This window comes from Psychrobacter sp. AOP7-A1-24 (genome assembly GCF_052376235.1).
In the GTDB taxonomy this organism is placed as follows: Bacteria; Pseudomonadota; Gammaproteobacteria; order Pseudomonadales; family Moraxellaceae; genus Psychrobacter.
In genome coordinates, this window is the sequence record NZ_JBQSVM010000035.1 from 21,541 (window position 1) to 33,459 (window position 11,919).

12 protein-coding genes are annotated in these 11,919 nt (G+C 41.4%); 6 read left to right on the forward strand and 6 right to left on the reverse strand.

Features of this window, described 5'->3' with window-relative positions; all coding sequences use genetic code 11:
- Window positions 1–136: 136 nt before the first annotated feature.
- Together ACT3QQ_RS11150 and ACT3QQ_RS11155 are read right to left on the reverse strand one after the other, a co-directional pair.
- The gene (locus tag ACT3QQ_RS11150) at window positions 137–1,417 is read right to left on the reverse strand and encodes an MFS transporter (RefSeq protein WP_444528083.1); all 1,281 of its coding nucleotides are present in this window, start codon (window positions 1,415–1,417) and stop codon (window positions 137–139) included.
- A 370-nt stretch (window positions 1,418–1,787) separates the two neighbouring features.
- Window positions 1,788–2,987 (reverse strand): sugar transporter, encoded by a 1,200-nt coding sequence (locus ACT3QQ_RS11155; protein WP_444528084.1) that lies wholly within the window; start codon window positions 2,985–2,987, stop codon window positions 1,788–1,790.
- 278 nt (window positions 2,988–3,265) lie between these two features.
- Here ACT3QQ_RS11155 and acuR point away from each other — a divergent pair, with 278 nt between their 5' ends.
- The 3 genes from acuR to ACT3QQ_RS11170 all read left to right on the forward strand — a co-directional run bounded on the left by acuR (window position 3,266) and on the right by ACT3QQ_RS11170 (window position 6,001).
- Entirely contained in the window at window positions 3,266–3,898 is a 633-nt protein-coding gene (acuR, locus tag ACT3QQ_RS11160; RefSeq protein ID WP_444528085.1) for an acrylate utilization transcriptional regulator AcuR, read from the forward strand.
- 80 nt (window positions 3,899–3,978) lie between these two features.
- On the forward strand, window positions 3,979–4,962 hold the full coding sequence (gene acuI, locus ACT3QQ_RS11165; protein ID WP_444528086.1) for an acrylyl-CoA reductase (NADPH): 984 nt from the start codon (window positions 3,979–3,981) through the stop codon (window positions 4,960–4,962).
- A 403-nt stretch (window positions 4,963–5,365) separates the two neighbouring features.
- Window positions 5,366–6,001, forward strand: a complete 636-nt coding sequence (locus ACT3QQ_RS11170) for a hypothetical protein (protein WP_444528087.1) — start codon at window positions 5,366–5,368, stop codon at window positions 5,999–6,001.
- Between the two features lie 186 nt (window positions 6,002–6,187).
- Here the strand turns inward: ACT3QQ_RS11170 and ACT3QQ_RS11175 are convergent, their stop codons facing one another.
- Window positions 6,188–6,352, reverse strand: coding sequence for a hypothetical protein (locus tag ACT3QQ_RS11175; protein WP_444528088.1), 165 nt, complete (start codon window positions 6,350–6,352; stop codon window positions 6,188–6,190).
- Window positions 6,353–6,616: 264 nt separating this feature from the next.
- Here ACT3QQ_RS11175 and ACT3QQ_RS11180 point away from each other — a divergent pair, with 264 nt between their 5' ends.
- Window positions 6,617–7,303, forward strand: coding sequence for a hypothetical protein (locus tag ACT3QQ_RS11180; protein WP_444528089.1), 687 nt, complete (start codon window positions 6,617–6,619; stop codon window positions 7,301–7,303).
- Window positions 7,304–7,397: 94 nt separating this feature from the next.
- Here the strand turns inward: ACT3QQ_RS11180 and ACT3QQ_RS11185 are convergent, their stop codons facing one another.
- Window positions 7,398–8,201: an alpha/beta fold hydrolase gene (locus ACT3QQ_RS11185; protein ID WP_444528090.1), complete on the reverse strand. Its 804-nt coding sequence runs from the start codon at window positions 8,199–8,201 to the stop codon at window positions 7,398–7,400.
- Window positions 8,202–8,623: 422 nt separating this feature from the next.
- Between ACT3QQ_RS11185 and rluF the strand changes: the two genes are divergently transcribed.
- Together rluF and ACT3QQ_RS11195 are read left to right on the forward strand one after the other, a co-directional pair.
- On the forward strand, window positions 8,624–9,628 hold the full coding sequence (gene rluF, locus ACT3QQ_RS11190) for a 23S rRNA pseudouridine(2604) synthase RluF (protein WP_444528091.1): 1,005 nt from the start codon (window positions 8,624–8,626) through the stop codon (window positions 9,626–9,628).
- An 80-nt stretch (window positions 9,629–9,708) separates the two neighbouring features.
- On the forward strand, window positions 9,709–10,152 hold the full coding sequence (locus tag ACT3QQ_RS11195) for an SRPBCC family protein (protein WP_444523462.1): 444 nt from the start codon (window positions 9,709–9,711) through the stop codon (window positions 10,150–10,152).
- Between the two features lie 38 nt (window positions 10,153–10,190).
- Here ACT3QQ_RS11195 and ACT3QQ_RS11200 read toward each other — a convergent pair whose 3' ends face one another.
- A complete protein-coding gene (locus ACT3QQ_RS11200) occupies window positions 10,191–10,502 on the reverse strand; it encodes a DUF1244 domain-containing protein (RefSeq protein WP_201567596.1) in 312 nt (103 codons plus the stop codon).
- Window positions 10,503–10,662: 160 nt separating this feature from the next.
- Window positions 10,663–11,919 (reverse strand): aminotransferase class V-fold PLP-dependent enzyme (locus ACT3QQ_RS11205; RefSeq protein WP_444528092.1); only part of this gene is annotated, 1,257 nt, incomplete at its 5' end.

The window sequence follows — 11,919 nt, forward strand, 5'->3', positions numbered from 1 at the left end:
AGTAAATATTGAAAACTATATTATCTTACTAATATTATATTTTACGTACCTCTATACAGCGCTTTTATAGGTATTTAACTTTTATATGACTATTTATTCAGCATAGACATCAGTATCGACGTTATATCGACTAAAGCTAAGGTTGTTTCTGTGGGCGTAATAATAGAGCAAGTCCAAGTGCTACAAAGGCGGCGATACCAGATGTCATATAACTGACACTAAAGTCCCCAGTAATTTCTGCGAGATAGCCTGCTACTACTGGTCCGAGAGCTTGTCCTCCTGAAAACGCAAAAGTCAGCGCCGCGAGTGCGCTTGCTGCCGCCGCAGGCCCGAAGTAGTCTCCCGCAGAGGCAGACATAATGACAGGAACACTCCAAACCACTAAGCCAAACAGAATAATGGACGAATATAGTCCTAGACTCCAGTCAGTAAGCCCGACCAAAAGATAAGCGATAGCAAGGAAGAAGAAGGCCAATGCAAGACCAAGGCGTCTGCCAATATGATCAGAAATCCAGCCAAACAATATACCTGAGAACATGCTAAGTAACCCAATCCACGCCCAAATTCCACCTGCAGTCGCTTCACTTAATTGATACAAGCCAACCATGCTGGTGACGATAAAGGTGACGTAAACCATGTAGGTGGCACCATAGATGGCAAAAATGATCCCCAAATGTACGAGCAGTCTAATATTACTACGTTCTAGCTTTTTATTGTTTTTAACAGGTAGTGTGGGTGTACGTCCAAAAGGGTTTTGGCCAACATCGTTTGGATGGTTGCGAATCAAAACGAAAGTAAGCCAAGCGACTGCAATGTTAATCACGGCAAAAATTAGCCAGCCTGTCTGCCAAGATAGTAGGGTAGAGATGGGTAATAGTCTGGGTACGACGAAGCCTGACAAAATGATACCAAATCCAGGCCCCGCCATGACTAGCCCCAGAGCAAGCCCGCGGTGCGAAGGAAAAAACCAATGGGACATGACACTCATCATTGGTAAGACCACACCGCCACTACCGATACCTGTCAACACATAGAGTGCACAAAGCAAAGGAAAGCTTGTAGTAAAAGCCATACCGAGCATAGAGATGGCAATCAAGACAAGGTTTATCGTCGCAGTATTGCGTGTACCAAGCCGAGGTAGAACTAATGGGCTAAGCATAACTGCAACGAGATATCCTATTAGGTTAGCGAACCCCAATAGACCACTTTGTGTGTAACTTAATCCTAAAGAAGATGACATGGACGGTAGTAACATGCCAAATGCAAATCGACCTAATCCAAGTCCACAAAACATGGCTACAGATCCTGTCACAGCAACGATCCAAGAGTAATGTAATCTGCCTAGTTTAAGGGGTGCAGTGTTATCTAAGTTTCCTTGACCTGGACTGTCTTGTTGAGTCATTTCATCAGACATCATGAATCTCCAATAAGTTGAAAGTTCACAATGCACGTCGTAAATAAGTTTAGATCGTAGGCAACAACTTCCTTGTTTTGAATATTATCCATTTTACACTCATCCTTTTGTGCTTAGTATTTATCAACCTTTCGCTAAGTACGCTTATAGTCTAAGTATACTTATGTCCAATAAAATTAGTATAACTGTACCTGAACGTCCGTTCAATGAGTGTGTAGAAAATCCTTGAAATGATTTATGGGCTACATTGTGGTATGCATACATAAAGAAAATGCCAGCCCATTTAGATGGCTGGCATTATTCTGCTTGTTATTTTCTGACGGTTATTTCTCGACTACTATTTTTTGGTTAAACTTTAATATAGGCTTATTATTTAGCCAAGTCGCTTACTTAGTTCGGGAAAGCGCTTGATCATAAATAGCATCAAGAGTAACGCCACCACTGCGATGGCAGCACCCGTGTATCCTACGCTAGATAGTGAGATGTGCGTAACGGCATAACCACCGAATAGTGCACCCGTACCAATTCCTAAATTAATAATACCTGAGAACATCGACATCAGCATGTCTTGCGCATTGATATCGACCATGATGACTTTGGCCTGCATTGAGATAATCAATAGCATGAGCGCTGCACCCCAAAGCAAAGCGATAAAGCTGAGCGCCCATACAGAGGTCACTGCTAGCAATAGTGCAAGCATAGAGACAAGCATCAATATGGTCGATATCAGCATCAACCTGGTATTAAATTTGTCGCCCCAACGACTGAAAATAATACTACCTACAATTCCTGCTGCACCAAATAATAGAAGTACAAAAGTAGCAGCATTTTCACTGATATTACCGACTTGGCGCATAAATGGCTCTATATAAGAATAAGCCGTATAGTGCGCTGTGAAGACCAGTAATATGAGCAGGTACAGACAGACCAATAGGGGGTTTTTGAGTAGCTCTGGAATCTTTCTAAAAGACCCTTCAAACATACTCGGCAATGGTGGTAAGAGTCTCGCTTGTAGAATAAATACAATTAAGGCGATGACGCCAATACCACCAAATGTCGCTCGCCAGCCAAACCATTGCCCAACCAAACGTCCTAGCGGTACACCTAACACCATTGCTAACGATGTACCAGTCGCCAGTACGCTAAGCGCCATGGCTTTTTTGCCTTCAGGTGCGACGCGTATCGCGATTGCGGCCGTGATCGACCAGAATATTGCATGTGATAAGGCAATCCCAACCCGACTAATGAGCAGTACGTTAAAGCTCCACGCAAATACAGACAATACGTGACTGGCGATAAATACGGCAAAAAGCCCCAAGAGCAAGCGTTTGCGCTCAAACCGACTGGTCAGTAGCATTAGTGGCAATGACATCGCAGCGACAATCCAAGCATAGAGTGTTAACATCCAGCCAGTCTCTGCCGTCGTAATAGAGAAGTCTTGGGCAATGTCACTCAACAGCGCCACAGGGACAAACTCTGTGGTGTTCATAATAAAGGCACTAACGCCCATCAAAAATACTTGAAAATACTGAGTTCGGCGAGCGTTTGAGCTGGCCTCAAGGTTATGTGTCATAAAATCCAATACAGATGCAGATACTACGTGTGATAGGTCAAAGTGGGGCAGGTTTAATTAGAATACAAGAGTTGCGAGGCAAGATAGCAAGCCAACGTCAATCGTGAAAGATGTTTTTTGATAATGATTGTTAATCGAGCACTTATTAGAAGGTTTTAAAGAGAAAGAGGCTACTGAGTAATAGCAAAAACAGTTAAACAATTACAGTGAATGCTGAATAAACAGACCTCTAAAAATAATCGATTGACATTAGAGACGATCGGTCATAATATCTGTGAATGACAATTACTAAGCCAAAAGCCCGTCGAGGGCGTCCACCTAATGTTGAACGAGAGTTTACGGATACCCGTGAGGCTCTTTTAAGATCTGGGATGGAGATGCTGACAGAGCAGGGCTTTGCGACCACTGGGATTGATGCCATACTCAAACGCATCAATGTGCCTAAAGGCTCTTTCTACAATTACTTCAAAAATAAAGAAGCGTTTGGACAGGAAGTATTGCGGCAGTACGCGTTGTATTTCGCTCGCAAGCTGGACCATTGTTTTTTAAACGAGCAAGTGTCTCCTATGCAGCGTATTAGTGACTTTGTTGAAGATGCTAAGTTGGGAATGATCAAGCATGAATTTCGGCGCGGTTGTTTAGTAGGGAACTTGGGGCAAGAAGTAACCGTGTTACCTGAGAGTTTTCGTTGTGAGCTAGAAGGTATATTGCTTGATTGGCAGAAGCGTTTAGCGGCTTGTTTGCGCCTAGCAGTGCAACAAGGGCAGATACACTCTAATAGTGATTGTGATGAGCTTGCTGCTTTCTTTTGGATTGGATGGGAAGGTGCAGTTTTGCGTGCTAAGTTGGTGCAAGATGTCAATCCGTTAGATACTTTTTTCCAAGGTTTTGTAGCAGGAATACAGAAGTAATTTTTTTATCTATATTTTTAGACAACCGGTCTAAATTATTTTTACTCGTTTATAGACGATTGGTCTAAATAGGAGCGATTATGTTTAATGCAATATTAATTGGAAAAAATGACAGTGTTTATCAGTCTAATCTGACTGAGATACAGGACACGCAATTGCCAGAAGGGGATGTTACGGTTCGTGTGGCATATAGCACGCTCAACTACAAAGATGGATTGGCCATCACGGGTCGTAGCCCTGTGGTACGCACATTTCCTATGGTTCCAGGGATTGATTTAGCAGGCACTGTCGAAACAAGCAGCCATCCTCGCTACAAAGCTGGCGACAAAGTATTGTTGAATGGTTGGAGCGTGGGTGAGAAATATTGGGGTGGCCTGTCTCAAAAAGCACGGTTAAACGGTGACTGGCTTATCCCGCTTCCTGAGTCGATGACTGAGCGTCAAGCGATGGCGATAGGCACCGCAGGATACACAGCGATGCTTTGTCTAATCGCATTAGAGCGTCATGGACTCACACCAGAGAGTGGCGAAGTATTAGTGACTGGTGCCAATGGCGGCGTTGGTAGCTTTGCCATCGCACTTTTGGCAAACCAAGGTTATTCTGTTACTGCTTCTACGGGTCGCCTAGAGGAAGCAGAATACTTAAAAAGCCTCGGTGCAACGACGATCATTGACCGTAATGAGCTGAGTAGTCCAGCACGTGCGCTTGGTAAGGAGAGATGGGCCGCTGCAATTGATTCTGTTGGTAGTCACACGTTGGCCAACGTTTGTGCCAATACGTGTGAGGATGGTTTAGTCGCTACCTGCGGACTGGCTCAAGGCATGGATTTCCCTGCTACTGTTGCTCCTTTTATTTTACGCGGTGTCAGCTTGCTTGGAATTAACAGCGTGACGCGACCTTACGATGAGCGCGTAGAAGCATGGCAGCGCTTGAGCACGAGTTTGGATATGATACAACTAGAGGCAATTACCAAAGAGATTGGCCTAAGCGAAGTCATTCCGACAGCAAGTGAATTGTTGGATGGTAAGGTTCGTGGTCGAATAGTTGTTGATGTTAACCGTTAGTTTAGCAAGCATAACCTTTAATGTTTCAGCACTGATGTTTCTATGTTGAGCCTTGTGTTAGCACATGAATAAGTGGTGTATAGAAAAGTCCAGTATTGAGTGATCAATGTGAAAAAGAATTATTCACAAACGGTCACAAATATCAGTATTTATTTTCTATCGTCTGATGTGCTATCATCGTTGCACGATCTATCGTGGGTTTAACAGTTTTGTTATCGCCGACCATGACAATAGTCTCATGGCTGCGTGACAAACCTTGCAACTTCCAGCACGATATAAAACAACTCTGGTAAAGCGCATGAGCCTGTACTCCGACAAACTCATTTGTGCCTGATTTTTTGCCTATTTGGGCGTATATCATACTTTTTCGTCGGAGTTACAGGAGTCTAAGGTGTTCAATATCATGAGCCACATTGCTAATCCATCTAAATATACCCGTCGTTATCATCCACGTCATTCTCTAGCGCAACATATTATTAATCAAATAGAGTCGCTTGAGCTGCGCCCGCAAGATATCGTCAAGCAAATGGACTATCCTCTTAAACATACTATACCTGCCTACGACCGCCTGCGCCATGTATTGTCTAATAGGTATTTAGGGCTTGATGGTAGCTACATGGATAAATACTTTACTGCTGATGAATTTTTAGCGAAGCTGTTTGCCGTACTCGAAATACCGTATCAGCCATTCGCAGAAGATATTGCGCAGATTAAATATGACTTGGCAAATTGCTCTCATACGCTACCTAAGTATAGCTTACGAGCGGAAGTGGATTTTACATTTACGAGTGCCGATAATTGGATGTCTCGCGGTGCAGCTTCACGTTTTGCGCAAGTACACCTGCCTAGCGGTTTTGACAAACTAGACGATGCTGCACGTGAGTCAATGATTCAAGACAGTATCTGCGAGCACTATCAGCAGTACGAGGGCAGTTTGCCATACGACGGTATTATAAAGAGCTATCAACTGACTATCGAAAAAAACAACCATGTGGTCGACCATACAGAGTATGGATTGCCAAAATCTAGCAGTATCTAAAAAATATTGAGTGTATAAGAAGGCGTACTGTTAATTACATTGATTGAATAGTCGTATTAATTGAAAAATAAATACGAAAAAGGCCTCACTTTATTGTGGGGCTTTTTGGTGAATGATATGTGTTTTAACCCAAGTCGACTGATAAACCCTATAAAAATATCAAAAAGCATGCGTAAGGAGAGAGTGTCATTGAGCACCCCGCGACTTTTCATCTTCTAGTACCGCTAAAAACGCATCAATTAGTTTTGTGTTTTCATAGGTTGCGATGTTACTACGTGAGACCGAAGACAGCACTGGCATCGCATCTGGATACGAGCTTACAAATTTTCTCTCCAATAGATAAGATGTCACTCGTTGGGATCATTACGGGAGAGCAAACCGATGATACAACTGAGTCTGTGTTATCCAGACTGCTTGTCCAAAACTGATTGATTAAACTTGTATATTTATAACTGTCTATCTAAAATTACCCCAATAAGAGACAATATGCTTATCAAGGCTAAAGTCTGTTGGTGCTGAGAATTGATACTGAAAAATAGCAGCGTGCTCAAAGGCTCTTAGACTGAGCAATGCAGATATTTAATAAATTTAACTTACGTAAAAAGGCAGTCCTGAATGACCAAACATAACCCGTATAATTTTTTACCCTTGCAGCCGACAGGTAGAAACGAGACTGATACTGCTAATACCTACGCTCCTGAAGATATGATTAAAATATACGAGCAGCAGTTTCTTATTCAAGTGCCGGAAAAAGAGCTAACAGAGTTTTTGCCAGCGCTAAAAGCGTTCTATGATATCGACAACCATACCTTAGATGTCAGTGCCATTATTTTTGATGCAATTGCAGACTCTGCCATCATTTATAATCATAAAATCAAAGTCGGCGATTATCAGATATTAGGTAAGTTGATAGAAGAGGCAATTGAATATGATGAAAGCGCTGAAAATGAAGAGATTCAAGCCTACACATTAGAGTGCCAGCGTACCTTTTTCATCAATGATATAGAGATACCTTATCATTTCAATCTATTTATCTATGGTGATGGTTATTCTACTTTGACCAAAAAAGAAACCGTACTAGAAAGAATGTATTGGTTTGTCAGAGGTAGATTCGAAGAAGAGTTATTAGATGATTCTGAGGATAACGACAGCTTAGCGTCTATTAATGCGCAACTAGCCAGTTTGGGCATTCGTGAAATGGATCTGACGACTGTAGATGAGGTAATCAGCTATGTAGAAAACAGCATCATTGATGATCCGATGGTGGACGCGCTAAATAATCTATTAGATGATGCTGAGTAAGGTGAGTAGCAATTTGGCACGCTATAATAAGTGGTGCTTTAGATAGATATAATCTAAAGCACTATTTGACTGTTACGATTAAGTATATCTCATACTATTGCGAATGTACTGAAATGAAGTCAGTAATATACTGATTAACAATTTCTGGCTGCTCAAGTGCTACCGAATGGCCGGCCTTTGGAATCACAAACATTTGGCCATTTGCTACTGTTTTAGTTATATTTTCTGATAGAGGTACTTCATAGGCATGATCCTGTCCGCCTGCTAGTACCAGCATAGGCACTTTACATCCCTGAAGCTCCTCTAATACGCCAGTACGATGAATAACACCATCTGCACTACGCGCAATATCTGCTCCCAAATTTAGCATATGATCACGCCAGTACTCACGTTCGCTTTTTCGGGAATCGTCTGCCAAATAGTCATCGCCAAACATTATGTACATAAGTGTATCTATAAATGGCTCCGTACCTTGTGCGCTTAAGCCTTCTACTAAAGGCGAAAATTCGGCTAGCTTATACTCAAGCTCTCCACTAGACCCAAGTACAATACAACCCTTTAGTAAATCTGGGCGGCGAGCGGCCAAGCGCAATGCAATAAACCCGCCCATAGAGTTACCAGCAAAAAAGCAAGGTTCTAGATTAAGTGCTTCAATCAAGGCGATAGCGTCATTAGTGTGTGTATCTATATCAACGCTTGTAAGCTCTGAACGCGCACTTTGACCTTGATCTCGATCGTCATAACTTATAATGCGAATGGTTTTGGATAAATGCTCTATCTGATGAGCAAACATTTTATGATCAAAAAACAGCGAGTGACTTAAAACTAATATTGGAGCGTCTCTAGGGCCTTCGTCATTATAAAATAAGGTAGTTCCGTTGACATTGATATTTGGCATGATCTTCTTCCTTGTGTAAACACTACTGATTCTAATCATGCTCATAATAGAGAAAGCATGACATTTACGTTAATCCTTTAACTTTAGTATTTGTATCAGAATTTTTAAGTCATTGAAAGCAATGAGTTGTGAGAAAGACACCTACTGAAGCAAAAATTATAGTTGATGGTTTTTCTCAGAACCATATTAATCATAAGAGTAATGACTCATAAAACTGTAATCTGTTTGTATAGCATCACAAATAAGTTTTTTCGACAGCATACAAAATTACATGACTCTGTATACATTTCTAGCTTTCTGCCCATCTCTTCTCAAAGGATTGCTCAATTTCCTATATAATGTCAGCTATCTCATTATTACTGATCCATTCAATTCAGGCTTTTTTTAGTAAAAATGCTTCTTATAAGGTAAAACGGTGCTTTATGTTCAACGCTTCCTCGACTCGTTTAAATAAATATATCAGCGAAAGTGGTATCTGCTCCAGACGTGATGCTGACCGCTTTGTCGAACAAGGTAACGTGTACATTAATGGCAAACGTGCTTCTGTCGGTGATCAAGTGGTTGCTGGAGACGCAGTAAAAGTCAATGGGCAGCTTATTGAGCCACGAGAGCCTGATGACTTCATTTTTATTGCATTAAATAAACCAGTTGGCATCGTGAGCACCACGGAGAGTTCAGAGAAAAACAACATCGTTGATTTTGTGCGACACAGTCTACGTATCTTTCCGATTGGCCGTTTGGATAAAGATTCGCAAGGTTTGATTTTTTTGACTAACAATGGTGATTTGGTCAACAAGGTACTACGTGCTGGTAATAATCACGAGAAAGAGTATCTAGTAACCGTAAATAAGCCGTTAACAGATAGTGTTATCGAAGGTTTAGCGGGCGGTGTGCCTATGCTTGGCAAGATGACAAAAAAATGCCCAGTGACTAAGGTAGCGCCAACCGTATTTAATATCACGCTCGTTCAAGGGTTGAATCGCCAAATTCGCCGTATGTGTGAGCACTTTGGCTACGAAGTCGTTAAGCTTGAACGTACGCGGATTATGAATGTAAGTCTTAAAGGGCTTCCTGTTGGTGATTGGCGTGATCTAACCCCAAAAGAGTTATCTGTTTTACTTAAATCGGTAGAAGACTCTTCTTCGCAAGATAATCACTCAAACAAGAAATCTCGCAATGCGTCGCGGAAAAAACCTCGTACGGATGCCTCGTCAAAGTCAAAAACACCCAAAAAATCAGCGGGTGCAGCAAAGGGGCGTAACAAACACGGCAAGGATGATGCTAGAAAACCAGCAGGCTCTAAAGGCAGATATGGGCGTCCTACTGGACGTGGCAAAAAGTCAGGAGGCAATGGTAAGTCAGGAGGAAATGGCAAACCTAATACAAATGGCAAGCGTCCTTCAAAAGGTCGAGGTTCTTCACGATAAGCGTTTTCAGTGCGTGACTGCTTTATTTATTGCCAAAATGGCAGTAAGCTAAATAACTTTAGTCTTAATGAGATAACATTATGTTTAAAATAAAAGTAGAGCGTATTGTCAAAAAACCGATTGATGAAGTATTTGAAGCACTAAGTGATCATGCCAGTTATGGCTCGTTTAAAGCGGTGGGAGTGGCTAAGTTAGTAGCTGAAGGTAACGAGGAGCGCAATGGCGTTGGGGCTTTACGTAGCATTCAAACGGGACCCGTTAAGTTCTGGGAGCGAATTACAGCGTTTGAACGTCCTACTCATCTACAATACCAAATCGAAAAATCTAAACCGATAAAAATGCAACATGATAAAGGCGTTATTGATTTAAAAGACTTGGGTGACGGTACCACACACGTGACTTGGGTATCTGAGGGTCGATTGATTGTACCGTTGCCATTAATTGGTCGGCTGTTTGACCGTAAAATGCAAAAACAAGGAACTATAGGGTTTAGTAGCATACTCAAGTCTATCGAAAGCCGCTAATCTCGCGGCTTATTTTATTTGAGCTAACTTTGTCAGTCTCAATCCGTTTTGTTCTTAGCAGCTTCAATTTCGTTAAAACGTGCTAACTGCTCTGGCGTGGCTTTTTGTTGGTACTTCTCTTTCCACTCAGCATAAGGCATGCCATAAACAAGCTCGCGCGCATCCTCGTAGTCGATGTCAATACCACGCTCTTCACCAGCCGCTTTATACCATTTAGATAAACAGTTACGACAAAAATCGGCAAGGTTCATCAGCTCGATATTTTGTACATCTTTGCGCTCGTCTAAATGAGCTAGCAAACGACGAAATGCCGCGGCTTCTAATTCGATGTTTGATTCTAATTTTGCCATAAGATCTTCCCTAACGGTCGTTGAGTTATTCTAAAGCTGAAATGATACTAACGATATAAATATTGCGCAACCTATGTCGTTCTATATTAAAAAAACGTACAGGAAGGTTTGGCAAACTCGTCATATTGGCAATTATTAGAAGCCTCTAAGTTAAGGTGAGTTATTGCATCTGACAAAGTGCCTTGGTAACTTCTAAGAAATTTTCTATATCCTGTAGATTATGGCAATGAATTGGTGATACACGAATTGAACCTTTTAAACCAAATGATTCCAACATTCTTGATGAATATGGGCTTGATAATAAACGTTCGAAAGTTACGACCCCATTTTTTTCATAATGTTCTACTGCTTCTTTATATTCTAAATTGTCAAAACCAATGGCCATAATAAAGTCTTTTTTAGTCAAGTCTTTGCAATCTAAATATACATCCACGCCGTCTATATGTCTTAACCCTTGTACATTTTCGGTGCCTTCTAACATTGCGTGCATTAAAGCTCTTTCATGCAATTTGATATGGGTCATACCTTCTACAAAAAGCTCTCTTCTGTTTGTTGATGTAATAAATTGCTCTCCCAACCAACACACATAGTTGACTATTTCAGTTAGCGCAGCAAAATGTGCTGGAGCAGGACTACCAAGTTGCCAATAATCATGAGGTTTTGCAATGAGCTTATTATGTGGTAATTTCGCTAATCGCTCTGATACATAACCAACGCCAAAACCACGTGGGCCAAAAAACTTATAAGGTGCAAAGTTAATACCGTCAACGGGTACTTTGCTCACATCGATAATCCCATGTGGTGCGTGTTGAACTGCATCGGCCACAATATACAGATCGGGCTTTATTTTTCGTGCTTCAGCCACTATTTTGGCTTCATCTAACAAGGCGCCAGATACATTTGAGGCATACATAAAGCTTAGTAGACACGTATCTTGGTCAATCAACTTGATCACTTCTTCAACATCGACGCCACCCGTCACAGGGTTGGTCTTAGCCACTCTCAACTCTTTACCTGTTGCCGCAGCATAAGAAACCATTGCATCATAAGCTGAAGGGTGCTCTAACATCGTTGTTACTACATTACTGCCAGGTATATTCTCCATTACTGTTCTGACCATATCAAACATGACCATTGAAGCAGTCAGTGATGTGACGATACTACCAGTGTCAACATTCAAAATAGTCTCTATAGAACGATACCCTTCTTCTTGTATATCCATTAACCATTTTGCAGTGGTATTACCATGTTCTGGACAGTCTGGTAGTTCGTCCAATTTTTTAAAGACATTACTGGCAGCTTTCAATCTAAAAGAGCCACCTGAGTTATCAAAGAAAAGTCTTTTGATTTTATTGATAGGGTCAATATCAACATGATAAAACTTATCTTTGATTTCTTTACTCAATAGCTCATTAAA

Coding starts and splice junctions, on each gene's coding strand:
- ACT3QQ_RS11150 (WP_444528083.1), bottom strand. CDS start 1,417: ATGATGTCTGATGAAATGACTCAACAAGACAGTCCAGGTCAAGGAAAC.
- ACT3QQ_RS11155 (WP_444528084.1), bottom strand. CDS start 2,987: ATGACACATAACCTTGAGGCCAGCTCAAACGCTCGCCGAACTCAGTAT.
- acuR (WP_444528085.1), top strand. CDS start 3,266: ATGACAATTACTAAGCCAAAAGCCCGTCGAGGGCGTCCACCTAATGTT.
- acuI (WP_444528086.1), top strand. CDS start 3,979: ATGTTTAATGCAATATTAATTGGAAAAAATGACAGTGTTTATCAGTCT.
- ACT3QQ_RS11170 (WP_444528087.1), top strand. CDS start 5,366: ATGAGCCACATTGCTAATCCATCTAAATATACCCGTCGTTATCATCCA.
- ACT3QQ_RS11180 (WP_444528089.1), top strand. CDS start 6,617: ATGACCAAACATAACCCGTATAATTTTTTACCCTTGCAGCCGACAGGT.
- ACT3QQ_RS11185 (WP_444528090.1), bottom strand. CDS start 8,201: ATGCCAAATATCAATGTCAACGGAACTACCTTATTTTATAATGACGAA.
- rluF (WP_444528091.1), top strand. CDS start 8,624: ATGTTCAACGCTTCCTCGACTCGTTTAAATAAATATATCAGCGAAAGT.
- ACT3QQ_RS11195 (WP_444523462.1), top strand. CDS start 9,709: ATGTTTAAAATAAAAGTAGAGCGTATTGTCAAAAAACCGATTGATGAA.
- ACT3QQ_RS11200 (WP_201567596.1), bottom strand. CDS start 10,502: ATGGCAAAATTAGAATCAAACATCGAATTAGAAGCCGCGGCATTTCGT.